Genomic DNA, 24,438 nt, shown 5'->3' with positions numbered 1-24,438 from the left:
TACAGTTTTGTTTTTTACTTAGTCAAAAGTGTCATAATTGGCTTTTTTGGCTCAATTGGTCTTTTTGGCACTTTTGGCTTAAATGATTTAGTAAATCATCTTTAATCTCACTTAATTTGTTACGACTCACTTTCAAATGAGATGCAATACTTCTAAACGACATGCCGTCCATCATGCAGTCAAGCACTGTCAGTTGTCTTTCGTCATCAACATAATCTGCAAGACTTTCGACAAATTCAACGTTATACTTAAACTTCAAATAACGCTCATACTGACGTTTTTCACGCTTGCCCATGTTATCTATCTCGACCTTGCTTTTAACTGACGTGTTGCATTTAGGTAGCGTTGCTTCAATGCCGTATTGTGTTGTTTTAACGCCAGTCGGCCCATCAATCTTATTGAGTAGTCTCTCGATGCGTAAGTATTCTTTTGATTGCCAGTTGTAATCATAGATAAGCTTTTGTAATTGATTCTTATTCATTCAACGACCACCTTATTAATTTTCTTTGTGTATCGATTCTCTTTTTCTATTTGCTTTTTCGTCATGTTAGATTCATAGATTGTAACGACTTGCAGTGTTTTATTATCTTTGCGCCTTGTGTGTACTGTGTAGTGTCTAATCATAGTTCCGCATCCTTTTCGCAATAGATGTAAAAGTACCAACTCGATTGATCGTGATTGTTACCCCATTTATCCCAGTAACCGCGAACGTGCTCATATATCTTAACTTCACCAACTGGAACATAACCATCTTTACTCGCTGTCATTAATTCGTGTGATAATTGCCGCCTTGTATCTGCTGATATGCGCTTTTTAATTTTCACGATTAATCACCCTTTATAAAATTGATAGCAACGTCAGCGAGTTCTTTCGCTGTAATAACGTAAGTTTCACCGTCTCGACTGTTCTTTAATTCTGTTCCATTCCAAGACCAAGAACCGTATCCATTCAAGCTATGACCAGCAAATCCAAATGTACGCATCGATTCTTTAAACAAATTAATCAGTCCTTTTCTGTCTTTGTTTTCAATAGCTTTTGATAGTTTACCTCTGATAGAGTCAGAGGTTAAAATGACTTTTGCCACTGCTTCGACTTTGCTCTTTTTGACGTCCGTATCTAAAAAATCAAATATATCCGTCTGCATATCATCATTCCAATCTCATAAAATTAACTTCAACTCGCTCGTCTTTCTTGCCACACTCGATTTTCTGCATCTCAGCCTTGACGATCTGTCTATCATCTTTGTATATAATCTTGTTGCAAGCGTCAGTGACTGACTTAAAATAGTTGTCAATATCACCTTGATTTCCGCCAGATAGATAGACTTTGAGATTTACGGATAATTTATCATCGATAGGCTCGCCTTTGTATTTATGTCGTGCAATAATAGCAACCGATTGCTTATAAGAAAGATATCGTTTCGCCTGCTTTGTGTACTTGCTTCGTTGCGTCATTCTTACAGCGGGAACGCATCGTCCTGGGATTGTTAACTTAATACCCATTAGTTTGTCTCTCGTGATTTGTTTTGTTTTTGTCGTAATAAGCTTGTTCTATGTCAGTCTCGGTGAATCCTAGCAATCTACCTAAATTTAAGAAGTCATTAAACAACATTTCGTACGAGCCTATCACATGAATACCCATGCAATTTTTCACCGATTCTATATCATCAAAAACTTGGTTAAATTCGTGCAGGACCGTATGATCCACCCTTGACGTCTTAAGTGCCGTGTAAACAGAAAAAACATATTCATTTCCAATTGACAGTAAGAAATGCAGGCAATCCACGTATTCTTCTAGTAGTGGGTTTTTTGTTCTCCCTTCTCGCAATGCATAATAGGTTTTAATCGTTTCTTTTGTGTTAGGTTCCTGATTCTTACTCCAAAACTTAAATCCTCGCCACTCATTAGCTAGCTCACCCAATTCCACTCTCAAAGCTAAATACTTTTCTTCAAGTAGATCTTTACCTTGCAAACTTTTTTCTTCGACTATGCGTTCGTCTAATTTCCACTGCGTATCAAATAATTGTTTAAAGTCCATATTCACATTCCTCTCGATTGTTGTTTATAAAGTATCGCGTTGTCTTTCTTTAATTGTTCGTTTTCTTTTTCTAACTCAGCTATTCGTTTATCCGCTCGTTTTAGCAGGCTTACCGCATCGTGCAAGAGTAAGCCTGCCAACTTTTGAGATTGTTTCATTTGATTAACTCCGGATTTTCGTAAATGTTGCCGATGACTTCGATTTCATCTTTAAAAGCTAATTCGCGGATGCAAATTCTTATAACATCCTGTTTTGCCATAAAGGCACCTTCATGGAAAGTGACCTCGAAATTATTTTTAAACGATTGCAAGAAAGGATATTTAATTATATCCCCCTCATAGTTCTCGACACCGTTTTTGTCTTTAAGTCCTGTAAATTGACCGACCGTTTCGCTGTCAACCGGACAAAACCATTCATGCAATATATATTCGTCTGTATGGTCAATAATTCCACCAACAATTAGGTCTTTGCCGATTAAATTACCAATTACCCAACCATCATTATGATTAATTCCGATATCATTTAACTCATCTATTGTCAACGTTGACTTACCTCTAAACTTAACTTCTCTCATTCCGTCACAACTCCCGTCATTGGTTCCTCGCCTTTCTTATATTCAAAGTCAATCGGTATGATCTTCTCTGGTTTAAAAATCATCTTATAATCATACTCAGACACGTCTGACGTTCTTAATTGCTCGACTGTGTACGTCACATTGTCGCTCAGTCCTAGATAATGCTTTTGGTATTTATCAGGACCAACTTTTGCGATGACTTCGATGACGTTGTCTCGGTCGAGGTCTACACTGATGTTTCCAACCATCTCCATGATATAAGTGTCAGTAAGTGAGTTATAAAACACTACACGTCTGATCACTCTAAACTCGTCTGAATCCTTGCTGATATTGTGTGACACCGTGTCCGCGGCCGAAGAACAAGCGCTCAATAACATTGTTAATAACACCATAGTTAGTAAAATCCATTTTCGTTGTTTCATTTCTTCATCTCCTCAATCCAATAACTTTTAATGACTTTTTTGTTTGCGGACTAAAAGCGCCTAAACTTCTACCTTTCCACATCGATATGAAAATGTATCCTGTTAATTCTTGTTTAACAGCGAAAATAGAATTGTAAGAACAACCTATACGTGTATTGCCAATCCTTAAAATTTCTCTTTGTCCTTGCGGATTAATTTCATAGTCATAATCGTCTATACCGTAAGCTTCACATATTGGTTTGATAGCTTCTAAAACTTCTAACCTCTTTTGTTTTAGATGTTCTAATTGTTCGTTCATTTCTTCATCTCTCCAATCACCTTTACTATTTCTTTCGGTGTTTCTTTAACTCCGATAGGATATTCATTGCCTCTAAATAAAACGTTAGAGTATAAATCTTCGTCTGTAATTGATTCCATTAAAAATACGTTAAACCACATACTTTTACCGCTTCTTAGCGTTAGTTTTATAAACATTTATTCATCTCCTTCACATTGTTCGGTTGAATAAAGATTCCATTCTTTCGGATAACGAGGACAGGTAATGTTTTTCAGTTTCATAGGGAAACAATTTGTAAGAAACACTCATTCCGTTGTCGATGGTTAAAATTATTTTCTGTTGGTATCTTTTACTTTCTGGCTCTTCATACATAAGAGATACTTTAAAAATTGACACTCCATCTTTGTCGACATAGTTCACGTTTTCTTTGCTTATCTCATCTACTTCTTTTTGTATAGCTTCAATAATGGTATTCATCTATTCATCTCCTTTTCAGAACCATTTATCTGACGGATGCTCATGATCAACACCCATCTCCTTAAAATCCGCTAACTTTCTGACTAACTGGATATAACTCTTATCATCCACATCATGATAATCAAAACGTTCTTTAAGCTGCCTAATCACATTCGCGCGTTTCATGCCGTTCTGTACTGTCAAATCCAATTCAGCACCCCATCTCAAAAATGTCCATTTGATCTTGAGTTTCTTTTATTGGTCTAATACTTTCAACTGGCATTTCTTCGTTTTTAAAACTAATCTGCCAATTGTCAGATATAGCGATGATTCTGTCTTCTTTTCTGCCATTTCCGTGCCTTTTTAATACAACATCACCAACACGATAACCATAATCAGCTTTCACGCGTAATGCTCTATATCGCTCAACTAACTTATTGCGTTCGTTTAATTTATCTTCTGCGTATAAACGTTTCATTTCTTTTCTGAGTCGTTTAATTTCTTCGATAATCTGTTCGTTTGTCATGACTCATACATTCCTTCGCGCCACTTAATGTTCGTCACAGTATTTCTAGCGACTTTTAACTCTTTAACAATAGCTGTTACGCTTTTACCTGCCTTTAATCGTTCGATGATCTTCTCATCTCGTTCTTGTTTCTCTCGTCTTTTCATTTCTTGCTCTGCTTCATGATAGATTCTTACATCTTCTCTGTTCTGGACTAAGAGACTGATGCGAGACGATACTTGCGTTTCTTTATAACCGAGTGTTTGTGCAATTTCTTTAACTTTTATCTTGTCGATATACCGCCACTTAATGATGTCGTCATCGTATTCATGTGGTAGTATATCGTCGTGCTTTTCTGTCTTGATATTTGTACCGTGAATTTTGTTATAAACAGCTTGTATTTCTTCAGTTGGTGCGTTGCTTGCTATTAGTTCGTCAAATTGAAGTTGTAGTCTTGTTCGCTCATTCATGTTGATCACCAATCTCTTTAGCTGTGTAAAAGACTAGCACCGCGCTTACAAAACTAATCACCATCCAGACATGAAAAACTAAGTATAAAGATTCCACCATTTCATAACCCCTTTCTATTAATCGTTTAAATCGTTTCTAAGATGTTTTAACACTTTCACTTATAAACACTCTCGTTAAGTTTTAAAGTCGTTCAGCGATTGAATTTTAATCAAATACGACACGTTTCATTCTTTTTCTAATCTCATTGCAAACGGACGTGTGATTTTACCTTTTCGCGCTTGATGGAACAACGCAAGAAACACCTCGTCCGTTTCTCGTTGCTCTGTACGTGATATCTTGTCGAGTGATTCACCGTTATTCCATCGCTTAGTGATACGATCTAGCTGCTCTTTATAAAAAGCTAACTCTAAATCTTCAAGTACAAATTCAATTTTTTGACCCGGTTTGAGCAATGGTGTTCGCCAATCCCCTCGCGTCTTCACATAATTCAACTCCTGTCAGTCCGACTGCGGCGCATAAATGCGGGTATTTCTCGAATATGTGCCGTTTGTCGGTTGTTTCGCTTGGTTTGAAGTGTATGACTCCGTTCATGATTAACCCCCTAGAATCTATTTTTTCTAAAGCTATCGCCCTCAAGTCGATGTCGTTCTGCGTTATCTAGTAATCTATCAACAACGCGGGGACCGTTATTTCCAAACTTATCGACAAGACTAGACTCGTTATAGTTTGTTGTGACGACTAACGCTTTACCTAAACGCATATCAGCGACTTTATATAAAATATCTGTCGCCCACGTCTCTGATCCATCATCATTTTTCTTGATGTACTCAGAACCGACGTCATCAAGCACCAACAAATCAACTTTATCTATTAACTTTAAAATCCGTTCTTCCGTCAGCGTTGACTCACTGTGATATGTTGATTTAATCTTTTGTAGCAGGTCTGTACTCTTAATAAACATCGTCTTATAGTGATTACCATCCGCGTCGCGCATTTTACGCACACCTTTCGCTATCGCATAAGCTAAGTGCGTTTTGCCAAGTCCAGGATTGCCACTCAAAACAAGCGAGTGTTCTTTATCAAAGTTCAAGATGTAGTTCTTCGCGATCTCTTTTGCTTTGACTTGTGTTTCGTGCTTTGGTTGATAGTTATTTACTGTTGCGTTTTTTAAATCACTTGTGACACGCTCTAACTCACTGATAATGCCTGTTTCTTTAGATTGCCGGTATTCATCTCTCGTCGGTAAGTCTAAACTCTGTATAAATTCTTTGTCATAGCATGGTTTACATGCACCTACGACTCCTTTCGGTGTGTGATACAAAGTATAGGTTTCTCCGCATTTTTCGCATGTTTTCGTTCCTACTTCTTCAATGCCGAACTTTTCTTTTAGCATTTCATCAAATCGCCGCATGTCTTAACCTCCTTAAAACGCATCTACGTCTGGATTGTAGTCAAACGTAGGCCTTTGTGTTTTTTGTTTGTAGCTATCTTTAGCAAAGTTATTAATCGGATCAGCTTCATCAACAAATTTACGTATGTCTTTGTCTCGCATTAAATCTGCAAATGTGTATTTGTGAGTAAACCAATAGTTATCACTGTTAAGTACTGTTGCGTAATTAGTGATAGCTTGCTTCAATTCGTCAAAGGTGTAATCTTTTAATCTTGCTTTCACTGCACTTCGCATTGAATTAGTTAATTTTTTATGTTGAATAATGTCCTGGGAGAGATAGTGATCGAACAGATCACGGACAATATCTTTTTCTTTATTTATATCTTTATCTATATCTATATCTAATTCTTTATCTATATCTGTACCGTCACGTGACGTCACGCTAACGTCACGCTCTTCTTTAGGTGGTTCAAGTTGTTCTTTTTTACGCTCTCTATAACGTTTATTCCGCTCTGCATTAAGTTTTTTAACCCTTTCCATACCTTCGATATTTTGATGCTTATCCCAATTGTCAACTCTAATGAAGTTGTCTTCATCTATTGAAATCATGCCGAATTGAACAAATGTTTGTAGCGCCATTCTGACCGTGCTAATCGGTCTATCGAAAATAGTTGCTAGCATTTCGTCTGAGTAAGGTATATTTTCGCTAAGATAAATATAGCCACTAGCATTCACTTTGCCCGCTTGAGATAATAGCTTGATCCACACGACTAAAATTGTGTCGGCATCTGGCATTTTCTCAATCAGACGTATTTTTTCATCGTCGAACATTTGTGTACTTAGCTTTATCCACTTTATGTCGCTCAATGGTTAGTCTCCTTTCCTACGCAATATAAACTGGCTTACCAGTCAATTTCTGCACTTCACTTTTAAATAACGCTTCATCGCTGTTGCTGTCCGATAAGTGGAGCAAGTGAATTTCCTGCACTTTACTTAGATCATTCGCTTTTAAAAACTCCAGAACATTTTCTAAGCTGAAATGCGACTTGATTAAGCGTTTACGCATGATTCTTGGTGTAATACCTTCGTCAATATTTTTGTCGAGTATTGACTTGCTGTAATTTGCTTCAACAGCTATATGAGTCAATCCTTTGAATGTGTACTTGCAATAATACGAATCTGTTAGAAATAACAAACGTTCTTCGTTTTCGTTTAGTATCAAATATCCATAACATTCAACGTCATGCTGAGCTTTGAACGGATATACTTTTAATGAGCCAATACTGAACGTTTTTCCTGCTTCAATCGGCTTTATCCTATGACTATCGATATTAAGTTCCTCGGCAGTTGCTAGGGGCATATAGCAATCTACCCCTAGCTTGACCATATCTTTAATAGATTTAGAATGATCGCCATGACTATGACTCAACAGCACCGCTGATACATCCGACGCTTTAAAATCAAGCGCTTGTTTAATTCTCTTAATCGTTATACCTGCTTCAATCATTATTTTTGTTGTTCCGTCTGAAACGGTGTACATATTGCCTGCGCTACCGCTAGCAAACGACTTGAATTCAATCATCTTTTAAAATCCAGGTCCGGCTTGCGTTGTTTCAGTTTGTTCTTGTTGCGGCGATTTCTGTTCTGATTCTTCTGTGTATTCAACATCGATCACTTCTTGATTTGCTTTAGTTTTAATCTCTTGCTCAATAACTTGTTCTTGGTCGTGGCTTGACGTTGTATCTAACTTTGCATCATCTTCTGTGTACAAAGCGCCTAACGTCTCTGGAAAAGCCTCACGTTGAGCGTTGACGATTGCTGACTTACGAATCATTGTTAACGGCATTGAGTTCCATGTTGATTGACCTTTGCTAAACTCTGATAAGCTGATACGCGTTGTGATTGGCTTTTGTCGGTCACTACGATAAACTCTAGCCCAACCACCGACAAGTTTGTCGTTAGTTAATTTAATTGCGCCTTCAATATCAACGAGTTGACCATCACGTTCAACAATGATTCCTGCTTCAAAACCCTCGTAATTCGGGTGCTTTTCCGCCCGTTTCATAAACGCTTCTTTTGATACGATTACTTGCGCGGGTTTATCTGGTCCGCTTTTACTTTTAAACTTTACTAAGTAAGCTTCGTTTAAAAACGGATTGAGTTTCTGATATTTACAAAGATTAATAAACATCACAACTTCTTGATCTGATACTTCTCCATTCCCACTAACTAAAAAGTTTTTAACTGTCTTTCCCGTAAGTTTGACCGCTTCTCCGTTCACTTCAAATTCAACTGGTTTTGCTAGTAATTCATTGTTTGACATGTTACATTCCTCCGTTATCTTTAAGTAGTGTGATATCTTCTTTGCTGACTTTATAAATGCAATTCATTCTCGTTGCTACTAAGTAAACATCAACGTATTCTTGATCCCTTAAATAAAAGTATTCCGATTCAATGCTAAATTCGTCATGAGTTTCAACATCCAAGACGTGCGATTGTTTTACTCCTTTTCTAAATCCGCAAATATAACCTTTTTCGTCGCATGTAATCTTTCGTAACTTCACGCAATCAATGCCGTCAATCCCTTTCGCTTCAATGTAATCAAAATACTGGTCTGTAGTATCAAAGCTAGGAATCAAATCGTCATCAACGTTTTTCCATCGCTTGTTAATCTTTACGTAATCGCCTAATTCGTATTTCATCGTTTATCCCTCAATTCTCAAAGTTTTATCTCGATCTGATACAACTAAACTAATAATCTGCGAATCGATGTCTAATAGCTTTGTAACAGCTTCGGCGTTATCCACGAAAATAACTGCCCGCACTCCGTAATGTTCAGATAATGTATCGATTACATCTAAACCAACATTTATCTTCGCCGCGTTGTTAAGTCCTTTATCGTATGGCACCCCATCAAATAACGTCACGCACGTTTCTTGTAGTCCACCGTTGATTTGTTCGTCAAACAGTTTAAAGCGCGCATGTTTAAATTTGCTGTTGATCTTGTCTTCTAAAAGTTCGACTTTTGTACGAATAAATTCTTCTGTCGCGAATAGTAACGCTTCTTGTTCTTCAAACGCTTTAGCTAGTTCTTTTTGTTCTGCTTCAAGTTCAGCAATACGCTTGATGTCGCGTTCTCGTTGTTCAAACTTCAATATTTCAGCTTGATATGAGTTACGCTCTTTTCTAAACGCTTCGATTTCTTCTTTTGCTTTAGCTACTTCTTTGTCTACTGATTCATTAATACGACTAATCTTGTCGTTTAACTCTGATTTAGTTGCAATGAGTTTCTGATATTCTTCATTTTCTTCGATTGGTGTCGCCTTTTCTTGCTTGTCCGCTAGTTCTTTTTCTAGCTTGGCCACGACTTTCTCTTTGTCCTCAATCTGCGACTTAATCTTATCTACGTTCTTATTGATTGATTCAAGTTCTTTTTCAAGTGTTGCAACGCGTTCTTTGTTGCTAACACCTTGTTTTTGGATGGATTCCAACTCCGTTGATTTCCACGTATTGAAGTCTGACTCCGCTTTTTCTCTCGCTTCCTCTACTTGATCTTGTGGTAAAGGTTGCTTGCACGTCGGACACTCGCACTTATCTTCATGTTGCAACTCTTTAGCGTTAATATCTGACCACTCAGCGCGTAACTTCGCCATATCGTCCTTAATGACGTTGATGTTATATTCTGTGTCGGTCGCACGTTGCATCTCGTTCGTTGCTTTCGATTTCAAGATTGATAAATTTGACTGTTCTTCTTGTGATCGTGATTTAAGTTTGTAAACGTCTGCTAGATTATCTTGTTCGTGCTGATTTTCGACTTGAGATAACTTCAATTCGATATCACTTAACTCTTTTTTGATGTTGTTCACTTCACTGCCGTTCTTTAAATCGTTCAGATTGTCGGTTTTTGTTTCGATTAAGCCGTCTAATTCGAGTATGCGTGCATTTACTTCATCTTTAGGTAAAGAGCCTACATCGGCTTTATTTCGATGAATTTCGTCAATTCGAATCGGAATATCATCTAATTGCTTGTTAATCTCTTTACGCTTGCTTGCAATCATCTTTTTTAAGTCGTCAATGCTGTAATTCTCTAGTAACGCTGTCAGACTGACAAGATTGTCACTTTCGGCAATGACGTCCTCATTTGAGATATCTCCTGCGATTTCTAGCAATAGATCGCGGCGCTTTGTCCAGTGAAGTTGCTCATTGAAATAGCTAGGAGATGTGAGTAATTTGAACACGTCCTCGCTAACGATTTCGGCAATCTTTTTCGTAAATTCTGTTTTGTTGCAAGGCACACCGTTAACAAAATGGTCTGTCGTGTGTCCTGTGTGTTCAGCCGTTGCTGACCCGCGCTTTCTCGTCCATTTCTCTGCATAGACTTTTTTAAGTGTTAGATCAACACCATCAATCGAAAGTGTTGCTTCAACTTCATGATTTAAATTGTGCTGCGTTTCGCCATCTACAAGCGTTTTGATGCCAAAGTCCTTTTGATTCTGGCTGTCTTTGTCGAATAGCAACCAGACGAACGCATCAAACAGTGTTGTCTTACCCGTTCCGTTTTCGCCAAATACTTCGATGTCTTGACCGTCTGCATTTAATTCAAACGATCGAACACCCTTGAAGTTTGTCAACTTCAAATTGATTAACTTGATTTCTTTCATCGTCTTACCTCCTTGATAATTTTGTGGTAAGCGCTTATAATCAAAGTGTCTTTTAAGTTTATAAGCGCAATACCTGCCACCTCTGCAAAGGTGGCTTTTTCTTTGGGATTCCACTCCCTCGTCGCGATTGACAAGTATCAATATTGTGAGTAATGAATACTTGCATGTTCTTGCTCCAACACCAGCGCCAACTGGTTGATGTCTAGTGACATCTAGCGAAACATAAAACCTGCACATTAAGATTTTATTTTTAGTCTTATGCTCCGCTAGATAGCACTAGGCTATCTATGAAACTTGTGTTTAAGAAATAATATAAATCTCATCGTTGTCAATTAAATCTTGTAGTTCTGCCTGCAAGAAATTAGCAACATTACTCATCGCTTCTAACTGCCAAGCGCCGCCATCCGCTTCAAACAATGCACATTGTCCACCGTCACGCATGCGTAACACAAAATTAGACTCAGGTTGTTCAACTTCAGTGAAGGTACGATAAGGCGCTAACAATACTGGATTAGGAACTCTCACGTCAGCAACTGTTGCAATTCCGACTTTCGCGGATACAGACTGACTAATGCCGTCATCTCCAATTGTTTTTACATTTTCTTCGCGTAGATTTCCCACAACTTTTAAAACGATATCTCTATCTTCGTTCTTAACGAATGTTGACTGCAGCTTGATATTAAATGCTTCTGAATCATAAAAATTATTAAAGTTAAACGATGGAACAAATGCTTTAGCTTCAATCCATTTTTGTCTGTTCATATCGCTATTTGTTTTAGATAGTACGCGCACTGTCTGTGGGTCAACTACATGAATTAACGTTTGTCCGTGAGCATCAAAATTAGATTTTAAGTAATCAACTAGCCCGGACAAACTTTGAACAACTACCGAATTCACGACCGGTTCATTGATACTTGTTAGATCACCTGTCGCAAAACTCCGGCCGTTAATCTCAATCACTTTCTTATTGCTTAGCTCCGACAAGTATTGCATTGCTTCTTTTAACATTATTTAGTTCCTCCTTGTTTTTTAAAATCAATAACGCCACCACGATCGTCTTTGATATGGCCATCTTCCGCATCAAAATACGTTTGATCTTTAATCCCACTTTTTAATTCAGCCGCCGTTGCATGACCTAGATCATCTCTATCCATGACTAAAGTAGAACCTAATGACAATCTTGGTGCCGGTGTTGTTTTAACATCGATTTCCACATCCGCAATCTCCCGCTTCTCATTCGTTGTAAAAATCAAATTAATTTGCAACTTTCGTTTTTTCTTCGGGTCCGTGTTCGGGTCAGCTATGTTTTGGAGAAGGTTCTTCAATTCATAATTCACTCGTTCAGCTAAAGCACCATCCGCAAAGTCATTTAAATCAACAATCATTTCATTCATTGCATATACACCCTTTCGTGTTATAATTTATTTGTGTTTAATGGTTTGAGTGGTCGTTGTCGTAGACGATCCACTCTTTTTTTATGATTTTTTCTTCGTATTCCGTGTTATCTAGTAAATGTCCCGCTAGACACTGCGTGTTACAGTAATATTCATGTTCGTGGACGATGACTTCGTTTCCATCTTCAAAATCGTCTTGGCAATATGCACATCTTAATTTATCCACGATATTTCTCCTCCAACTCTCTTTTTCTTGCTGTTCTATCAGCGACGTATTTTTCAGCGTGACCGATTGAATTATTGATAACATTGAGTAAGCCTTCCGCTGTCTTAACGTCACCTTGTGAATAAGCAATTTCAATCATCGTCGAAAGTGACGCTAAATGAATTTCATGAAAGACAGCTTTCGTATGATCGTCTAGCTCGTCTATTTTTTCGAGTATCGCTTCTGCTTCAAATCTATTTTTATCCACAATGATTCATCTCCTTTTCAATTGCTTCTAGTAAGCAATCGTGAAATTTTGTACTCCCTGTTTCATTTCGCTTAATCATCTTCAAGTCACGTTTTAGATTATTCATTCTGTCTTGATTGCCAAGACAATCTTTAAAGCGGCGTTGTAAGATTACTTGATAATTCATCTTTCGCCCTCCTCGCTTTTAGGAAATACATCAATTTCAACCGGATTTTCGTAAGTCCAATAAGCTGTTGCGTAGTCGCCTGAAAAAGCTTCATCTAAAATAGTTTGTATTTTTTCAATGACGCCGTCGCTAATACAGTCCCAAGCTTGTTCATACCAATCTTCATACATGTCGCCTTCTTCGTTATCGATGTAATATTCGAGCATGGTTTGAGCGTTTGGATTCCATCTCCTACGAATAAGAACGAACCATTCATCAGAGTCATGAATCGGAGCGCCATACAAGTTAATTTCTTGTTTTAATTCCGCTACCGTTTGAACGCTTTGAGCCCCATCAATTCCAATTTCGACATCATCATCTAATTCAGATAGTTTAAGTTTTTTCATCGTTTGCCCTCCTTTATTCTGTCGTATTCGCTTATCATTTTCGGCGCTGTGTATACAAACAACACAACGACTGATAAACCGTACATTTCCGTGAAATTTTCTATGAAGAAGTTAAGCATCATCATCCAACCTTTCTACTAAGATTTTATTTGTTCCTTCCGACCGTTTCTTCTGCGATGGATAAGAGTAATACTTAATCATTTGCTCTGACGTATTCAATCGTTCTGCACACTCTTCCAACGTACCTACGATGATAAACTCATCACCGCGGTATACTGCGTATTCGGTCATGATTTAACACCAAGCCATTCATCAATAACATCTAGATTAAATATCAATATTCTCGGCGCAGGTCGCTGATGTGGAATCTTTTTTTCTCTTAGCAAAGTAAAAATTGTAGACTCACTAATCGGTGCGCCGATTGATTCCAGATATTCAGATAACGCTTTAGCCCCTCTCACATTTCTCATGTTTATCAACTCCTTAATTTAATAAGAATCGGATTGTTTTTTCTAATTGCTCAAATTCTTCTCTTGAATAACTAGTCAAGTATGTTGTTCCGTCTCTTTCCACTAAATTTAACGAAAATGTGTCGTTGTCGTCATAGTGTTTTAATTCCAAATGAGCGAAATCTGATTGTAAAAATAGTGTTTTTTCCATTTAGACAGCCTCCTGTTGACTTAAAAATTTATTAACAAAATAAATTTGACCTTTTCCTGTAACTTTAGGTGTTCGTGTTGTTCTGTTGGTGCCGTCTGGATTGCTGATTGTTCTCTTTTTAACCTCGAACAAATTCATATCCATAGATCGTTGGGTTGGTAAGTTGTATAACTCGCCCTCTTTTTTAATCAAAAACCCATTCTCGCGCAACCATTCGAATAGACGATTCTGACCGATATCAATACCGTTCTGACGTAAGATTTTCGACAATTCACCTACAAGGACGCTGTTTTTAGAAGTTTCTACCGCGTCAGCGAATAACGCTTTAGGTTTTAACTCACTCACTTGTTTTTCGGCAACCATTCGTTTTGTTCGTTCTTCTTTAAGGTTGGTTGCTAATTGGATCAATGTGTCCGGATTGAGTAGTGCTTGTTCGATTGTTTCGTTAGTCATATAGGCGCCGTGTTTTCTGATAGACGGGATAACTTCGATCGCCAACCAGTCTTGGAATTTTTCAGCTAATTCATTTGAAGCTTTAAAAGCTAATTTGTAGACTAGTGGTTCCGGAATGAGGTCTCCCTTTTTTACTTCTGCCACTTGTGGCAGAAAACTATTAACTCTTGACCACCTCACATTTTCATAAACTGTTCCATTCTTATCCGTTTTTGATACAAACCCCAAACTTTTGGCAACCTCTTCAACATCGAATAAGGCTTGTCCGTTTTCTAATTTCGCTGATACATGAAACATTTCGTTTTCAAAAACTCTTAAATCTGACATATTATCATTTCCTTTCTTTGTTATAATGTTCCTATCAATTGTGATGGGAGGTGAAACTATGGATAAAACTAAAATCTTAGATGAATCGTTAACAAGATTTAAAAGTGACGTTCAATCTTGGAAAACAAGTCGTCCTAACCCTTTCTCTGATGAACAGAAAGAAGAAATCGATGTTTTAATGTCTTATATTTATGGTGTTTTCGACGATATCCGTAAAGTGATCGTCGATAATGATTAGTTTTACTTAAGCCGAGTGCCCGCTCGGCTTATTTTAATTTCAACGTTGCAATCTCTTCGTCTAACTTTTTATTAGCTAAATTAATAATCAGCTCATTAACGCGACTGCGGGTGTGGTTGTACCGATAACTCCAAGATAAATTCATTAAATATTTTTTTGCATCACCGTAAGTTTCAGAAGATTCTTTTGCTTCTTGAATAAGTGCATCTACTTCCGTTTCCAATTGTTCAGCTAAGTTGTTGATTGTGTTTAGGTTTTTTTCTGATTTATTCATTTAATTTCCCTCCCGGTATTTATCAATAAGTTGAAATAATTCATCGTGTAGTGATTTAATCTTTGTACCATCAACGTCATCCAAATCTTTAATCGATCGCTTTTGAAAGGCTAATCTAAAAATTGCATACATAGATTGTTGGTTGTTGTGCCAATGACCACAATTGTCGTTATAATCGCTACGGAATCTACTCTCCATATCCTGCCTTACAGTTATCCAAGACGGGTTGTACACTGTTCTTGGTTGAATCTCTTGAACAACTTCATCCTTAATGGATTGAATGAACTTCTTGTATTGTTCTTCATCAGAAAAGTTGATACTGAAATTACTCAATTTATTTCACCTCCCTTTATTTTGTCGCGTCTGATGCGACACTATCTTTAAAAAAAATAGCTAATGATTCTTCTTTTGTTAAACTTAAAATTTTGACAATCTCATTAACTTCCTTGATCGATAACTTTTCCCCTTGATTACTTAACTTGCGGTATAGTGTAGATTTATCGATACCTAACTTTTCAGCTAGTATCGTCACTGTGATTTCGTTTTCAACCATCTTACCTTTTAATTTATTAGTATTCATCTTCCAACACCTCCTTTATTTGTGTCGCATGTTATGCGATTAACTATATAATAAACCTTGAATCGACAGAAGTCAACACCTTTTGTCGCGTTTTTCGATAATTTTATCGATTTATTTTTTGTTATTGTTTGCATATATGCGACAAACGTTGTAAAATATAATTTATAAGGAGGTGATATTAATGAAGATAGGCGATCGGATAAAAACGCGTCGGAAAGAATTAAAAATGACCGCTGACGATCTCGCTAATAAACTAGGGAAGAATAGAGCTACTATATATAGATACGAGAGTAGCGAAATCGAAAACATGCCGATAGACATCATTAAACCTTTATCTGAGGTTTTGAGGGTTTCTCCATCATACTTAATGGGATGGGAAAATGAAGATGAAAAAGATTCTATTATAAGAGAATCATCTTATAATTACTTCCCTAGAAGTGTCTCGGCAGGTTTACCACAAGCAGTTGATGGCGTTGATCAAGCAGAGACAATCAACGTATCTGATTCAATCATGGGAAAATGGGCAGGAGATAGTGACATTTACATGATGCGCATTAATGGTGAGTCGATGAACAGGATTATTCCACACGGCTCAATCATTGCTATTAAACCGACTGAGTGCCACTTACTGAAAGATGGTGACATTGTTGTTTACTCAGACAATCACGATTATTCGGTTAAACGGTACTTTAGAGATGACAACAGAATCATCTTTAGACCAGATTCGCGCGACAAACGTTTTTACGACTACGTGACAAGTGATAATAACGAAAATTTAGTGATACACGGTAAAGTTGTTGTTTATATTGTAGAGTTAGATTAAGTTCTTAGCGCTAAAAACTTAATAAGGCAGGCTGATCACCTGCCTTTTTTAAAACAAAGGAGTAGATATTATGATTACAAATATTGAAAAATACAAAAGAGACAAAGAGTACAGAAAGAAAGGTTTAGTCGAAATACCGGTATATTCAAGAGTTTACATGGAAGGTAACAAACTGATTGGAGAATTACAATGCATTGAAAAGAAAGAAGTCATCACAGTGTATAAGGAGGGATAACCATGGCTAGTTATGACGATTTAGGTTTTGGGAAATTTAAAATTTATGTCGAGTTAGGTTATGATGAACGCGGTAAAAGAAGGAGAAAAACAAAAACAGTTACAGCTACTAGCCAAAGAGACCTCAACAAAAAAATTAGAGATTTTGAGATCGAATGTTTCAACACTAAAGACGAGCCTGTTGACAATATAACGTTTTCGTCTTTTGTTGATCGGTGGATGAAAAATTACGTCGATATAAACCTTATGCTGACAACGAAAGAATCTTACGAATATTTGTTAGATCATTGCGGTGTGTTAGATTATTTTGGAAAAATTAAAATGAAGGATATTAAGAAGTATCATATTGTGGAGTATTTAGCTAAAGAGAGCAAAGAGGGAAAACCGCTCATGCCTAACAAATTTTTATTAATCAAGAGCATCTTTGGCAGGGCTTTAGAATGGGATGTTATTAATCAAAATCCCACGATTGGCGTAAAAGGTCCGAAGAGAGAAAAAAAGAAAACAGATTATTATAACGAGGACGAGCTTAATCATTTGTTTGGTATATTGGATGATTGCCACCCGAAACATAGAATTGCAATTAAACTGGCGGCGATTGGCGGATTGAGACGAGCGGAAATACTAGGCATTAGAGAAGAATGTATAAACTTTGAAAACAACTCTATCTATGTAGATAAACAACTACGATACGATAAAAATAAGCACGAGTTTTATCTTTCGTCTGTAAAAAACAGAAAACCGCGAATGGTTTATTTTCCGTCAACGTTTATGCAGGAGTTAAAAGTCTACTATACAAATTTTAAAGCAAGACGATTGCAAATGGGGAATTTGTGGCGAGGTATATATGATGAAGAAGGCAATATGATTAACCTGCTATTAGTTAAAGAGGACGGTTATCCCACGCATTTAAACACTTTAAGTAACGAGTGGCGCAAAATAATTAATCGACATAAATTGAAAGATATATCGTTTCATCAACTAAGACACTCGTGCGCGTCTTTGATGGTTAAGAAAGGCATTAACTATAAAGTTATACAAGAGCGTCTGGGTCATGCGAATATAAGCATTACACTAGACACATATTCACACTTAGAAGAAGATCAGCACATCGAAAGTGTCAACGTGTTTGAAAAACTACTTTAACGTTGGTCACTTTTTCGTCACTCGACCAACTTCACCCGCTACAAACGTTTATATAGCAATACTTAAACAGTATGGGTGAACAATGACATTATTCTTTCCACTGATGTGTCTCATATATCTTTTATTTCAAACGATTCTCACATTATTGCTAGCAGCATTGAAAGTATAGTAGGAACCAAATATCATTCAACTAAAAACCCAACGGGTTTAACAAAAGTCAATGATACTCGAGCGTTTCATATAAATGTGCCAGTTTTTGAAGGCGAACGCAAGATTGGTACTTTATCTATTTATTGGCCGTTATCAAAAGTTCGTAAAAACATTTCATCTATTGTCATTACAGGTATTGTTTTGTTTTTCATCGTATTCGGCATCAGCTCTCTTATACTCATCTATGCTTACAAACTAAATAAAAAAAACACCCGGATTGCCTATTATGATGATTTAACAAATATTCCAAATAAACTCTTTCTTACAAAAGTATTAGATGAGCATTTAAAAAACAGCCATGACCGCGTCGCTTTACTGCTCATTAACTGTAGTAATTTTAAACTGATTAATACTACCTATGGGTTTGAATATGGCGATTTGTTACTTAAAAGAATAGCTACTAGATTACAAAAATCATTAAAACCTGATGAACAACTGTATCACTTCACAGCTGATCGTTTTGCCATCATTGTAAAAGATTATGCTTCTAAAGCCGATTTATATTTAAAAGCTAATCGTATGTTAAGTATTTTTAATAACTTATTATCAAATGAACAAGATCGTGAATCCTTAACTGCCCAAATTGGTATTGTAGAAATAACCGAGAAACACGAGAGCGCTGATAGCATTTTAAAAGAAGCTTCACTTGCATTAACCCATCACCAAGATCAAACATCCATCTATTTTTATCAAGATGACTTAGCGCGAGTCATTAGACGAGAAGAAATAATTTTACAAACATTACGTCGAGTCATTAGACGAGAAGATACTCAAAGTTTTTTCCTGTATTTTCAACCAAAAATACATTTGGAGCGGAAAAACATCGTTGGGTTTGAAGCACTAGCCCGTCTGAATAGTGATTCACTCGATCCCTCTTTTGTGTCACCGACAGAGTTTATTTCAATAGCGGAAAAAAATTATATTATCTATGACTTAGGCTTAATTATTATCGAACATGCCTGCCACTTTCATTATCAACTAGTTGAACGAGGTTATGCTGAAGCAAGAGTAGCGATTAACATCTCAGGTCTACAACTATTACGCGATGAGTTTGAGGAGGATTTAATAAAGATTATTGCAACAACGGGGGCTAATCCAAACTATATTGTGCTAGAAATAACTGAGTCGGTTTTAATAAATAATTTCGAACGGATTAACGATAAATTAGAACGATTAAAATCATTTGGTCTATCAATTGACTTGGATGACTTCGGGACAGGCTTTTCATCTTTTTCAAGTATTGCGGAGTTAAATATTGACCGGGTTAAACTTGATCAGACGTTTATAAATAATATTACCCGTATTGATGATTCTACTGCACTTGCAAGTAACTTGATTGCTATGTGTCATAAAGTAGGTCTGGAAGTAATTGCAGAAGGTGTTGAAAATGAAGCACAACTCGGTTATCTAGAAAGACATAAGTGTGACATTATTCAAGGTTACTTTTTCAGCAAACCGCTTTCGGTAGAGGATGCTCTTATCTATATTGATCGAAATTAATCATCTTTCAGCAAATGACCTTTAAGACGGTGACTACTCACATCAATAATTTTAAAAATTTTAGTTGTTAAGCATTAAAAATTTCACATGATGAGGTGTTTATATTGAATTCACAAAAGAAGCTATCACATGTCCCTAAAAATTTCAACCAATTGATGTCGCTAAACTTTTTGAACAGCGTTACCTTTAAGATTGTTGTTGTCATCACCGTAACCTTTTTAATTAGTGCGCCTATTGCACAAATCTTAGCCAATATCGTCCGGGAGTTAGATATTATTTCTGGAAACTTTGGGGCCTATATAAATACGGCAATGAACATACTTGTGATTAATGCTATTATTGTCTTCTTTATGAACCGGGTTGTCATTAAGCCATTAAAACGGCATATGAAACAACTGTATCGCATCAGTGAAGGAGATTTGAGTGAGACCATGGACGTTAAGGGAAAAAGTGAATTTAGTAAATTGGCAGAAGTAACAAATTTAACGACACATAAACTTACTAAAATCATTCAAGATATTCACGAGAATACTTCAAAAACAAATTCAACCGCAGAAGACCTCTCACAAAACTTATCGATGGTGGCAAATAGTTCGGGAGAGATTGTCACAACGGTTGAATCAATTGCCAATGGTGCACTTGAACAGGCAGAAAAAGTCGAATTAGGTGCCGCTAAAGTGACGGAGCTTGGGTATATCATCGATTTAAATCAACAATACCTAGATGACTTAAATCAATCATCCAGCCGGGTGAATGATTTAGTGCATAATGGCTTAAATGAGATTGATACCTTATCTAATATTAACCGTGTTACGAGTCAGGCTATTAAAGACTTCCATGCGGTGATTGTTGAAACGAATAAACGCACAGATAAAATTGTTGAAGCAAGTGATGTGATTTCCTCTATTGCCGATCAAACCAACCTACTTGCCCTTAATGCCGCCATTGAAGCTGCGCGTGCTGGTGAGTCCGGAAAAGGCTTTGCGGTTGTTGCTGATGAAATAAGAAAGCTAGCTGACCAGTCGACTCAATCAACGACTGAAATTAATGAGATTGTTAATCAGCTTAGAACGAATACAACTGAAGTCGTCAATACGATGGATAAAGTATCTCAAATGGCGACTGAACAAACGGAAAACGTAAAAAACACAGGCGATATGTTTAAACAAATTGCCGCTTCCATAGAAACATCTGATCAATCCGTTGAACAGCTCAATGACTCTGGACAGTCGATGCAAACGATGAAAGAAGAATTAGTCCAGACACTCCAAAACTTATCAACGATTGCCGAGGCAAATGCTTCAGCAACGGAAGAAGTCATTGCCTCCATTGAAGAAGAGGATACGTCGATTAAACGGATGACGGAACTAAGTGATAACATTGTGACTACCGCCAATGATTTAGACGACACGGTGAATACCTTTACTATCTAACAAAAACAGCCGTTCAGGCTGTTTTTTCTTTAATATCCGTTCATTTCTACTCACTCTTTAGCCATTTTTTCAAGGCGTTTTTTAAGTTTACGCTAAGCATCTTCGTTGACGCCAAATATTCTTTCCAGTAGCATCCATACTATACCTACCACTATAAAGGAGAAATATCATGACACAATCATATAAAACATTTTCAGGGATACCGTTATCCATCCTTGATTTATCACCACTAAACGATCAAGAAACCCCTCGTGACGCCTTACAACATTCGGTCGAACTTGCTCAACACGCAGAAGACTGGGGGTATTATCGTTATTGGGTAGCTGAACACCATAATGCCGCGTCTAGCGCCAGCGTATCACCACCGCTCCTTATTAACCAAATCGCGAACCACACTAAAACCATCCGACTCGGTTCTGGTGGCATGATGTTACCCAATCATTCCCCGCTTGTCGTAGCTGAACAATTCGGTTTGTTAAGTGCCTTACACCCAAATCGGATTGATTTAGGACTGGGACGAGCTCCAGGAACAGATCAACTTACCGCAAGAGCTTTGCGGCGCGGTGACGTTCACGCTTTTCCTGAACACGTCCGAGAGATTCAGCATTATTTTAATGGCTCACCTAAAAAGCAGGTAAGAGCGGTGACAGCTGAGAACCAACAAGTGCCGATCTTCTTATTAGGCTCGAGTACCTTTAGTGCCAAGCTTGCTGCTGATATGGGACTTCGTTATGCCTTTGCCGGTCATTTCTCACCAGGTGAAGCCTCAGAAGCACTGTCACTTTATCGTGAACACTTTAAGCCATCCGAACACTTAGCAGAGCCTTATGCTATTTTAGCGTTAAATATTGTCGCAGGCGAAACCGACGACGAAGCTCGCTGGTTGTTTAGTTCCATGGAACAACTCTTTCTTAATATGATTCGGTCGAAGTCTTTACCAATCCAACCCCCACGTGATTTAACAGAGGAGATGTTGCCGCACGAACAAGCCGCCGTCAAACGCTCACTTGCCGGCAGTATCGTTGGTTCACTTTCAACTGTTCAAGCTGAACTTGCCTCTCGCATTCAAACCTTACCTGTTGATGAGGTAATGGCGACATCACTCCTATACAATCAAGCAGACCGGTTAGCTTCTTATCAAAGAATGAGTAGGTTATTAGATAAAGACACTCTGTTAAAAGACCATGATGAAAACTGGTTTTCATCTAGATAAGATTACGCTATACTTATTGCAGCAACAAAATATTATAAAAGCGGTGACATACTATGTTAGAAGATACGGGAGAGCGCGTCATCCCAGAAGAAATGTCCATCACAAACGAATTATTGATTGAACACGTCGCACGGTATCACTTTGCCTTACCTTTTATTACGAAAGGAAGGGTACTAGATATGGCCTCTGGTTCTGGCTTTGGTACGCATATTATTGCGAAAAAGAAAAAGAAAGTGATTGATGAAATCATTGGTCTTGATCTTGATGAAAAGGCATTAGCTTACGCTAGACATAATTACTATCACCCAAAATCCTCTTTTCATCAAGCGGATATAACTGAAGAAAATCTCGTTGATCGCTTTGGACAATTCGATGTTATTACAAGCTTTGAAACGTATGAGCATATTGAAGAGGAAACGATTTTCTTAAACAATGCTTACGACCTTCTAAAACCAGGTGGCATCTTGATTATGTCGACACCCTTTGGTGCGGGTCGTGGTGAACCTTGCGGCTCACCTTTTCATGTGCATCAAATTACACCAGATGAATTTAAAGCACTTTTTAGCGATAAACAAGTGACCTCTATTGATTACTACTTACAAAAAGGCGCTTTGATTCAAAAAGAAGCTGATCCTGTCCCTGATTATTATCCCCTTGGGATTCTTGTATTAACAAAATAATGACATCACCATTATGCGTCCTTCTGATTATCTTTAGAAGGACGCATATTTTTTGTTCATGCTACTAGAGATGAAATTTTACATAAATATAACATTGAATTCATACTCACTTCACACCTACCCACTAAAATACCTATGAGAGAAGTAGGAGGGATATGATGTTTAAAAGAGAGAAGTTAACGATGGGACAGCAACTAACCACTATGATGCTCGTCATTTTATCAATCACCACCATTGTGGTAGGGACTGTCAACTATACCATGAGTAAAGACCAGCTATTAAATACAACAAAAAACCGTCTCGCCCGTGAGACAGATATGATTAAAGAAATTTCAGCAAATTTAGATTTTGTTTACGTCAGTGATTACGACTATTTTTATCGCTTTAGGGCGAGAAGACACCTTCCTCAAGTGCGTCAGCACTAGGTGGGTGATGAATTGCTTGTTTTGAATATTTTTGAAGTGACAAACATATATTCCGCACGGTATAATTAAAGCACTAACAGTGACCGTCACAAAACAAAGGGAGGGTGTGTATCATGGGCATGAAGGCAATCTTTTCAAATCGCTTATATAAGCATAAAATCGATGTAAACTTTGTTATGTCCATAGATCACACCCTTCGGGTGTTTAATCAAGCCAAACATTTTCGCTATCAAGCGGAGGTCCGGGAGCTCAGGGGCGTGAAAGCGAAAAATTCCGTCTCCATCCATCAACAATTGAAACAACGTTACGGATTAAATGATTATTATGCGAACAGCGCTGTTCAAGAAGGACGCGCGCTTGACGACACTTCAAAAAATAAAAGGCTCTTTTGTCAAAGGAACACCGATGTTCAATAAGACATCACGTGAACAACAAAAAGGGGCCTTTTTTGTTGTGACATATAAGCATTCCACACGCTTATTTTACTGTGCTTATGATTTTGAACATCAATACCTTGATGTTGAAATCAAACACCTAAAGTCTCGCTTGGGCCAATTGAGCTTTAAGCAAGACCGGTACGAAAAACGGTTGATTAAATTGGCAAACAAAGTGACGGGTGTGTGTTTCGGGAGTAAAAAACTCGCCCGTGGCCGGTTAACACAAAAGACGTATCACGCTCATCCTGAGCGTTGGCAGAAAGATTGGGTATCGGCGCGTTACGGTAAGATGACCATTTCAGGACGGAAAGATGCTAAATCAGGTAACTTTGTCTTTCATTATCACCTAGAGACGCATACCCTTACCTTCAAAGCGATTGACCAATGTGTGATTAGTCTCTCTGACGTTGTTTTCCCCTATGGCCAAGACCATGTCAACCATGCCATTCAGACACAAATGAACCTGAAAGATAAGAAAAAGTACGGGAAGCCTATTGGATGGTCGCTTGAGGACCATGGTGACTACTATATCGTTAAATGCTTAATTGATGTGCCTGCTACACCCTATCTGAATACCTCAACGTCAACCGGCA

The 24,438-nt window shown here is 37.6% G+C and carries 45 protein-coding genes and 1 pseudogene; 11 read left to right on the top strand and 35 right to left on the bottom strand.

Annotation, left to right across the window (positions count from 1 at the left end):
- Positions 1 to 31 precede the first annotated feature (31 nt).
- The 32 genes from BM390_RS07315 to BM390_RS07185 all read right to left on the bottom strand — a co-directional run bounded on the left by BM390_RS07315 (position 32) and on the right by BM390_RS07185 (position 14,652).
- Positions 32 to 481, bottom strand: coding sequence for a hypothetical protein (locus tag BM390_RS07315; protein ID WP_089853896.1), 450 nt, complete (start codon positions 479 to 481; stop codon positions 32 to 34).
- On the bottom strand, positions 478 to 624 hold the full coding sequence (locus BM390_RS15465; protein WP_177220668.1) for a hypothetical protein: 147 nt from the start codon (positions 622 to 624) through the stop codon (positions 478 to 480). Before BM390_RS15465 ends, BM390_RS07315 begins: the two co-directional genes overlap by 4 nt.
- Positions 621 to 824, bottom strand: coding sequence for a hypothetical protein (locus BM390_RS15460; RefSeq protein ID WP_089853893.1), 204 nt, complete (start codon positions 822 to 824; stop codon positions 621 to 623). The genes BM390_RS15465 and BM390_RS15460 overlap by 4 nt, the downstream gene beginning before the upstream one ends.
- Positions 825 to 826: 2 nt before the next feature.
- On the bottom strand, positions 827 to 1,144 hold the full coding sequence (locus tag BM390_RS07305; RefSeq protein ID WP_089853890.1) for a hypothetical protein: 318 nt from the start codon (positions 1,142 to 1,144) through the stop codon (positions 827 to 829).
- A gap of 4 nt (positions 1,145 to 1,148) precedes the next feature.
- Positions 1,149 to 1,502, bottom strand: a complete 354-nt coding sequence (locus tag BM390_RS07300) for a RusA family crossover junction endodeoxyribonuclease (RefSeq protein WP_089853887.1) — start codon at positions 1,500 to 1,502, stop codon at positions 1,149 to 1,151.
- Complete coding sequence (locus BM390_RS07295; RefSeq protein WP_089853884.1) at positions 1,492 to 2,037, bottom strand: dUTP diphosphatase; 546 nt, start codon at positions 2,035 to 2,037, stop codon at positions 1,492 to 1,494. The genes BM390_RS07300 and BM390_RS07295 overlap by 11 nt, the downstream gene beginning before the upstream one ends.
- 2 nt (positions 2,038 to 2,039) lie before the next feature.
- Positions 2,040 to 2,195: a hypothetical protein gene (locus BM390_RS15455; RefSeq protein ID WP_177220667.1), complete on the bottom strand. Its 156-nt coding sequence runs from the start codon at positions 2,193 to 2,195 to the stop codon at positions 2,040 to 2,042.
- Positions 2,192 to 2,611 carry a YopX family protein gene (locus BM390_RS07290; RefSeq protein WP_089853881.1) on the bottom strand — a complete coding sequence of 140 codons (420 nt, stop codon included), beginning with the start codon at positions 2,609 to 2,611 and terminating at the stop codon, positions 2,192 to 2,194. Before BM390_RS07290 ends, BM390_RS15455 begins: the two co-directional genes overlap by 4 nt.
- The gene (locus BM390_RS07285; protein WP_089853878.1) at positions 2,608 to 3,033 is read right to left on the bottom strand and encodes a beta-sandwich lipoprotein; all 426 of its coding nucleotides are present in this window, start codon (positions 3,031 to 3,033) and stop codon (positions 2,608 to 2,610) included. The genes BM390_RS07290 and BM390_RS07285 overlap by 4 nt, the downstream gene beginning before the upstream one ends.
- A gap of 4 nt (positions 3,034 to 3,037) precedes the next feature.
- Positions 3,038 to 3,331, bottom strand: a complete 294-nt coding sequence (locus BM390_RS07280; protein ID WP_089853875.1) for a hypothetical protein — start codon at positions 3,329 to 3,331, stop codon at positions 3,038 to 3,040.
- Positions 3,328 to 3,507, bottom strand: coding sequence for a hypothetical protein (locus BM390_RS07275; protein ID WP_089853872.1), 180 nt, complete (start codon positions 3,505 to 3,507; stop codon positions 3,328 to 3,330). Before BM390_RS07275 ends, BM390_RS07280 begins: the two co-directional genes overlap by 4 nt.
- Positions 3,508 to 3,520: 13 nt before the next feature.
- The gene (locus tag BM390_RS07270) at positions 3,521 to 3,787 is read right to left on the bottom strand and encodes a hypothetical protein (RefSeq protein WP_089853869.1); all 267 of its coding nucleotides are present in this window, start codon (positions 3,785 to 3,787) and stop codon (positions 3,521 to 3,523) included.
- Between the two features lie 15 nt (positions 3,788 to 3,802).
- Positions 3,803 to 3,976, bottom strand: coding sequence for a hypothetical protein (locus BM390_RS15450; RefSeq protein WP_177220666.1), 174 nt, complete (start codon positions 3,974 to 3,976; stop codon positions 3,803 to 3,805).
- A gap of 1 nt (position 3,977) precedes the next feature.
- A complete protein-coding gene (locus tag BM390_RS07265; protein ID WP_089853866.1) occupies positions 3,978 to 4,292 on the bottom strand; it encodes a hypothetical protein in 315 nt (104 codons plus the stop codon).
- Entirely contained in the window at positions 4,289 to 4,741 is a 453-nt protein-coding gene (locus BM390_RS07260; RefSeq protein ID WP_089853862.1) for a hypothetical protein, read from the bottom strand. Before BM390_RS07260 ends, BM390_RS07265 begins: the two co-directional genes overlap by 4 nt.
- 225 nt (positions 4,742 to 4,966) lie before the next feature.
- Positions 4,967 to 5,224: a hypothetical protein gene (locus BM390_RS07255; RefSeq protein ID WP_089853859.1), complete on the bottom strand. Its 258-nt coding sequence runs from the start codon at positions 5,222 to 5,224 to the stop codon at positions 4,967 to 4,969.
- Positions 5,225 to 5,343: 119 nt separating this feature from the next.
- Complete coding sequence (locus BM390_RS07250) at positions 5,344 to 6,153, bottom strand: ATP-binding protein (protein WP_089853856.1); 810 nt, start codon at positions 6,151 to 6,153, stop codon at positions 5,344 to 5,346.
- A gap of 12 nt (positions 6,154 to 6,165) precedes the next feature.
- A complete protein-coding gene (locus BM390_RS07245) occupies positions 6,166 to 6,999 on the bottom strand; it encodes a phage replisome organizer N-terminal domain-containing protein (RefSeq protein WP_089853853.1) in 834 nt (277 codons plus the stop codon).
- Between the two features lie 16 nt (positions 7,000 to 7,015).
- The gene (locus tag BM390_RS07240) at positions 7,016 to 7,714 is read right to left on the bottom strand and encodes an MBL fold metallo-hydrolase (protein WP_177220665.1); all 699 of its coding nucleotides are present in this window, start codon (positions 7,712 to 7,714) and stop codon (positions 7,016 to 7,018) included.
- A 3-nt stretch (positions 7,715 to 7,717) separates the two neighbouring features.
- Entirely contained in the window at positions 7,718 to 8,455 is a 738-nt protein-coding gene (bet, locus tag BM390_RS07235) for a phage recombination protein Bet (protein ID WP_089853850.1), read from the bottom strand.
- A 1-nt stretch (position 8,456) separates the two neighbouring features.
- Positions 8,457 to 8,834: a hypothetical protein gene (locus BM390_RS07230; RefSeq protein ID WP_089853846.1), complete on the bottom strand. Its 378-nt coding sequence runs from the start codon at positions 8,832 to 8,834 to the stop codon at positions 8,457 to 8,459.
- Between the two features lie 3 nt (positions 8,835 to 8,837).
- Positions 8,838 to 10,793, bottom strand: a complete 1,956-nt coding sequence (locus tag BM390_RS07225; protein WP_177220664.1) for an AAA family ATPase — start codon at positions 10,791 to 10,793, stop codon at positions 8,838 to 8,840.
- A 300-nt stretch (positions 10,794 to 11,093) separates the two neighbouring features.
- Positions 11,094 to 11,786, bottom strand: a complete 693-nt coding sequence (locus BM390_RS07220; RefSeq protein WP_307725276.1) for a hypothetical protein — start codon at positions 11,784 to 11,786, stop codon at positions 11,094 to 11,096.
- Between the two features lie 14 nt (positions 11,787 to 11,800).
- Complete coding sequence (locus BM390_RS07215; RefSeq protein WP_246806752.1) at positions 11,801 to 12,187, bottom strand: replication terminator protein; 387 nt, start codon at positions 12,185 to 12,187, stop codon at positions 11,801 to 11,803.
- A gap of 37 nt (positions 12,188 to 12,224) precedes the next feature.
- Positions 12,225 to 12,413: a hypothetical protein gene (locus BM390_RS07210; RefSeq protein WP_089853837.1), complete on the bottom strand. Its 189-nt coding sequence runs from the start codon at positions 12,411 to 12,413 to the stop codon at positions 12,225 to 12,227.
- Positions 12,406 to 12,660 (bottom strand): hypothetical protein, encoded by a 255-nt coding sequence (locus BM390_RS07205; protein WP_089853835.1) that lies wholly within the window; start codon positions 12,658 to 12,660, stop codon positions 12,406 to 12,408. Before BM390_RS07205 ends, BM390_RS07210 begins: the two co-directional genes overlap by 8 nt.
- The gene (locus BM390_RS15445; RefSeq protein WP_177220663.1) at positions 12,653 to 12,826 is read right to left on the bottom strand and encodes a hypothetical protein; all 174 of its coding nucleotides are present in this window, start codon (positions 12,824 to 12,826) and stop codon (positions 12,653 to 12,655) included. The genes BM390_RS07205 and BM390_RS15445 overlap by 8 nt, the downstream gene beginning before the upstream one ends.
- A complete protein-coding gene (locus BM390_RS07200) occupies positions 12,823 to 13,212 on the bottom strand; it encodes a hypothetical protein (protein WP_089853832.1) in 390 nt (129 codons plus the stop codon). The genes BM390_RS15445 and BM390_RS07200 overlap by 4 nt, the downstream gene beginning before the upstream one ends.
- A 111-nt stretch (positions 13,213 to 13,323) precedes the next feature.
- Entirely contained in the window at positions 13,324 to 13,503 is a 180-nt protein-coding gene (locus BM390_RS07195; RefSeq protein WP_089853829.1) for a hypothetical protein, read from the bottom strand.
- The gene (locus BM390_RS07190; protein ID WP_089853826.1) at positions 13,500 to 13,682 is read right to left on the bottom strand and encodes a hypothetical protein; all 183 of its coding nucleotides are present in this window, start codon (positions 13,680 to 13,682) and stop codon (positions 13,500 to 13,502) included. Before BM390_RS07190 ends, BM390_RS07195 begins: the two co-directional genes overlap by 4 nt.
- Positions 13,683 to 13,695: 13 nt before the next feature.
- A complete protein-coding gene (locus BM390_RS15440) occupies positions 13,696 to 13,872 on the bottom strand; it encodes a hypothetical protein (RefSeq protein WP_177220662.1) in 177 nt (58 codons plus the stop codon).
- A complete protein-coding gene (locus BM390_RS07185; RefSeq protein ID WP_089853823.1) occupies positions 13,873 to 14,652 on the bottom strand; it encodes a phage antirepressor KilAC domain-containing protein in 780 nt (259 codons plus the stop codon). It abuts the gene before it with no gap.
- 58 nt (positions 14,653 to 14,710) lie between these two features.
- Here BM390_RS07185 and BM390_RS07180 point away from each other — a divergent pair, with 58 nt between their 5' ends.
- Positions 14,711 to 14,890 (top strand): hypothetical protein, encoded by a 180-nt coding sequence (locus BM390_RS07180; protein WP_089853818.1) that lies wholly within the window; start codon positions 14,711 to 14,713, stop codon positions 14,888 to 14,890.
- A gap of 28 nt (positions 14,891 to 14,918) precedes the next feature.
- Here BM390_RS07180 and BM390_RS07175 read toward each other — a convergent pair whose 3' ends face one another.
- Genes BM390_RS07175 through BM390_RS07165 form a run of 3 tightly spaced genes read right to left on the bottom strand, consistent with a single transcriptional unit; the run spans position 14,919 to position 15,744 of the window.
- Positions 14,919 to 15,164: a hypothetical protein gene (locus BM390_RS07175; RefSeq protein WP_089853815.1), complete on the bottom strand. Its 246-nt coding sequence runs from the start codon at positions 15,162 to 15,164 to the stop codon at positions 14,919 to 14,921.
- The gene (locus BM390_RS07170; RefSeq protein WP_089830512.1) at positions 15,165 to 15,497 is read right to left on the bottom strand and encodes a hypothetical protein; all 333 of its coding nucleotides are present in this window, start codon (positions 15,495 to 15,497) and stop codon (positions 15,165 to 15,167) included.
- Between the two features lie 16 nt (positions 15,498 to 15,513).
- Positions 15,514 to 15,744: a helix-turn-helix domain-containing protein gene (locus tag BM390_RS07165; protein WP_089853812.1), complete on the bottom strand. Its 231-nt coding sequence runs from the start codon at positions 15,742 to 15,744 to the stop codon at positions 15,514 to 15,516.
- Positions 15,745 to 15,925: 181 nt separating this feature from the next.
- Here BM390_RS07165 and BM390_RS07160 point away from each other — a divergent pair, with 181 nt between their 5' ends.
- The 10 genes and pseudogenes from BM390_RS07160 to BM390_RS07120 form a co-directional block, all read left to right on the top strand.
- Positions 15,926 to 16,567 (top strand): LexA family protein, encoded by a 642-nt coding sequence (locus BM390_RS07160; RefSeq protein ID WP_089853809.1) that lies wholly within the window; start codon positions 15,926 to 15,928, stop codon positions 16,565 to 16,567.
- A gap of 70 nt (positions 16,568 to 16,637) precedes the next feature.
- On the top strand, positions 16,638 to 16,802 hold the full coding sequence (locus BM390_RS15435; protein WP_177220661.1) for a hypothetical protein: 165 nt from the start codon (positions 16,638 to 16,640) through the stop codon (positions 16,800 to 16,802).
- 2 nt (positions 16,803 to 16,804) lie between these two features.
- On the top strand, positions 16,805 to 17,947 hold the full coding sequence (locus BM390_RS07155) for a tyrosine-type recombinase/integrase (protein WP_089853805.1): 1,143 nt from the start codon (positions 16,805 to 16,807) through the stop codon (positions 17,945 to 17,947).
- Positions 17,948 to 18,193: 246 nt separating this feature from the next.
- Positions 18,194 to 19,657, top strand: a complete 1,464-nt coding sequence (locus BM390_RS07150; protein ID WP_177220660.1) for a putative bifunctional diguanylate cyclase/phosphodiesterase — start codon at positions 18,194 to 18,196, stop codon at positions 19,655 to 19,657.
- A gap of 104 nt (positions 19,658 to 19,761) precedes the next feature.
- Positions 19,762 to 21,090: a methyl-accepting chemotaxis protein gene (locus BM390_RS07145; protein ID WP_062323364.1), complete on the top strand. Its 1,329-nt coding sequence runs from the start codon at positions 19,762 to 19,764 to the stop codon at positions 21,088 to 21,090.
- 169 nt (positions 21,091 to 21,259) lie between these two features.
- Positions 21,260 to 22,303: an LLM class flavin-dependent oxidoreductase gene (locus tag BM390_RS07140; RefSeq protein WP_089853800.1), complete on the top strand. Its 1,044-nt coding sequence runs from the start codon at positions 21,260 to 21,262 to the stop codon at positions 22,301 to 22,303.
- A 53-nt stretch (positions 22,304 to 22,356) separates the two neighbouring features.
- The gene (locus tag BM390_RS07135; RefSeq protein ID WP_062323362.1) at positions 22,357 to 22,983 is read left to right on the top strand and encodes a class I SAM-dependent methyltransferase; all 627 of its coding nucleotides are present in this window, start codon (positions 22,357 to 22,359) and stop codon (positions 22,981 to 22,983) included.
- Between the two features lie 158 nt (positions 22,984 to 23,141).
- Positions 23,142 to 23,408, top strand: a complete 267-nt coding sequence (locus BM390_RS07130; protein ID WP_062323360.1) for a hypothetical protein — start codon at positions 23,142 to 23,144, stop codon at positions 23,406 to 23,408.
- 113 nt (positions 23,409 to 23,521) lie between these two features.
- Positions 23,522 to 23,824 (top strand): hypothetical protein, encoded by a 303-nt coding sequence (locus tag BM390_RS07125; protein WP_089853798.1) that lies wholly within the window; start codon positions 23,522 to 23,524, stop codon positions 23,822 to 23,824.
- Positions 23,766 to 24,438 (top strand): annotated as a pseudogene (locus BM390_RS07120) (IS200/IS605 family accessory protein TnpB-related protein); the annotation flags it as partial. The gene BM390_RS07125 and the pseudogene BM390_RS07120, both read left to right, overlap by 59 nt.

The organism is Halolactibacillus miurensis (assembly GCF_900116255.1).
Classification (GTDB): Bacteria; Bacillota; Bacilli; order Bacillales; family Amphibacillaceae; genus Halolactibacillus; species Halolactibacillus miurensis.
This window is presented reverse-complemented; position numbering and strand designations above follow the sequence as displayed.

Excerpts from the sequence above, each read along its gene's own strand:
- BM390_RS07270 (WP_089853869.1), bottom strand. The coding sequence starts at position 3,787 with ATGAATACCATTATTGAAGCTATACAAAAAGAAGTAGATGAGATAAGC.
- BM390_RS07295 (WP_089853884.1), bottom strand. The coding sequence starts at position 2,037 with ATGGACTTTAAACAATTATTTGATACGCAGTGGAAATTAGACGAACGC.
- BM390_RS07175 (WP_089853815.1), bottom strand. The coding sequence starts at position 15,164 with ATGAATAAATCAGAAAAAAACCTAAACACAATCAACAACTTAGCTGAA.
- BM390_RS07225 (WP_177220664.1), bottom strand. The coding sequence starts at position 10,793 with ATGAAAGAAATCAAGTTAATCAATTTGAAGTTGACAAACTTCAAGGGT.
- BM390_RS07285 (WP_089853878.1), bottom strand. The coding sequence starts at position 3,033 with ATGAAACAACGAAAATGGATTTTACTAACTATGGTGTTATTAACAATG.
- BM390_RS07260 (WP_089853862.1), bottom strand. The coding sequence starts at position 4,741 with ATGAATGAGCGAACAAGACTACAACTTCAATTTGACGAACTAATAGCA.
- BM390_RS07275 (WP_089853872.1), bottom strand. The coding sequence starts at position 3,507 with ATGTTTATAAAACTAACGCTAAGAAGCGGTAAAAGTATGTGGTTTAAC.
- BM390_RS07230 (WP_089853846.1), bottom strand. The coding sequence starts at position 8,834 with ATGAAATACGAATTAGGCGATTACGTAAAGATTAACAAGCGATGGAAA.
- BM390_RS07250 (WP_089853856.1), bottom strand. The coding sequence starts at position 6,153 with ATGCGGCGATTTGATGAAATGCTAAAAGAAAAGTTCGGCATTGAAGAA.
- BM390_RS07215 (WP_246806752.1), bottom strand. The coding sequence starts at position 12,187 with ATGAATGAAATGATTGTTGATTTAAATGACTTTGCGGATGGTGCTTTA.
- BM390_RS07200 (WP_089853832.1), bottom strand. The coding sequence starts at position 13,212 with ATGAAAAAACTTAAACTATCTGAATTAGATGATGATGTCGAAATTGGA.
- BM390_RS07280 (WP_089853875.1), bottom strand. The coding sequence starts at position 3,331 with ATGAACGAACAATTAGAACATCTAAAACAAAAGAGGTTAGAAGTTTTA.
- BM390_RS15455 (WP_177220667.1), bottom strand. The coding sequence starts at position 2,195 with ATGAAACAATCTCAAAAGTTGGCAGGCTTACTCTTGCACGATGCGGTA.
- BM390_RS07240 (WP_177220665.1), bottom strand. The coding sequence starts at position 7,714 with ATGATTGAATTCAAGTCGTTTGCTAGCGGTAGCGCAGGCAATATGTAC.
- BM390_RS07135 (WP_062323362.1), top strand. The coding sequence starts at position 22,357 with ATGTTAGAAGATACGGGAGAGCGCGTCATCCCAGAAGAAATGTCCATC.
- BM390_RS07315 (WP_089853896.1), bottom strand. The coding sequence starts at position 481 with ATGAATAAGAATCAATTACAAAAGCTTATCTATGATTACAACTGGCAA.
- BM390_RS07180 (WP_089853818.1), top strand. The coding sequence starts at position 14,711 with ATGGATAAAACTAAAATCTTAGATGAATCGTTAACAAGATTTAAAAGT.
- bet (WP_089853850.1), bottom strand. The coding sequence starts at position 8,455 with ATGTCAAACAATGAATTACTAGCAAAACCAGTTGAATTTGAAGTGAAC.
- BM390_RS07160 (WP_089853809.1), top strand. The coding sequence starts at position 15,926 with ATGAAGATAGGCGATCGGATAAAAACGCGTCGGAAAGAATTAAAAATG.
- BM390_RS15435 (WP_177220661.1), top strand. The coding sequence starts at position 16,638 with ATGATTACAAATATTGAAAAATACAAAAGAGACAAAGAGTACAGAAAG.
- BM390_RS15445 (WP_177220663.1), bottom strand. The coding sequence starts at position 12,826 with ATGAATTATCAAGTAATCTTACAACGCCGCTTTAAAGATTGTCTTGGC.
- BM390_RS07165 (WP_089853812.1), bottom strand. The coding sequence starts at position 15,744 with ATGAATACTAATAAATTAAAAGGTAAGATGGTTGAAAACGAAATCACA.
- BM390_RS07265 (WP_089853866.1), bottom strand. The coding sequence starts at position 4,292 with ATGACAAACGAACAGATTATCGAAGAAATTAAACGACTCAGAAAAGAA.
- BM390_RS15465 (WP_177220668.1), bottom strand. The coding sequence starts at position 624 with ATGATTAGACACTACACAGTACACACAAGGCGCAAAGATAATAAAACA.
- BM390_RS07185 (WP_089853823.1), bottom strand. The coding sequence starts at position 14,652 with ATGTCAGATTTAAGAGTTTTTGAAAACGAAATGTTTCATGTATCAGCG.
- BM390_RS07130 (WP_062323360.1), top strand. The coding sequence starts at position 23,142 with ATGTTTAAAAGAGAGAAGTTAACGATGGGACAGCAACTAACCACTATG.
- BM390_RS07155 (WP_089853805.1), top strand. The coding sequence starts at position 16,805 with ATGGCTAGTTATGACGATTTAGGTTTTGGGAAATTTAAAATTTATGTC.
- BM390_RS07300 (WP_089853887.1), bottom strand. The coding sequence starts at position 1,502 with ATGGGTATTAAGTTAACAATCCCAGGACGATGCGTTCCCGCTGTAAGA.
- BM390_RS07125 (WP_089853798.1), top strand. The coding sequence starts at position 23,522 with ATGGGCATGAAGGCAATCTTTTCAAATCGCTTATATAAGCATAAAATC.
- BM390_RS15440 (WP_177220662.1), bottom strand. The coding sequence starts at position 13,872 with ATGGAAAAAACACTATTTTTACAATCAGATTTCGCTCATTTGGAATTA.
- BM390_RS07195 (WP_089853829.1), bottom strand. The coding sequence starts at position 13,503 with ATGACCGAATACGCAGTATACCGCGGTGATGAGTTTATCATCGTAGGT.
- BM390_RS07290 (WP_089853881.1), bottom strand. The coding sequence starts at position 2,611 with ATGAGAGAAGTTAAGTTTAGAGGTAAGTCAACGTTGACAATAGATGAG.
- BM390_RS07190 (WP_089853826.1), bottom strand. The coding sequence starts at position 13,682 with ATGAGAAATGTGAGAGGGGCTAAAGCGTTATCTGAATATCTGGAATCA.
- BM390_RS07140 (WP_089853800.1), top strand. The coding sequence starts at position 21,260 with ATGACACAATCATATAAAACATTTTCAGGGATACCGTTATCCATCCTT.
- BM390_RS07305 (WP_089853890.1), bottom strand. The coding sequence starts at position 1,144 with ATGCAGACGGATATATTTGATTTTTTAGATACGGACGTCAAAAAGAGC.
- BM390_RS07220 (WP_307725276.1), bottom strand. The coding sequence starts at position 11,786 with ATGCAATACTTGTCGGAGCTAAGCAATAAGAAAGTGATTGAGATTAAC.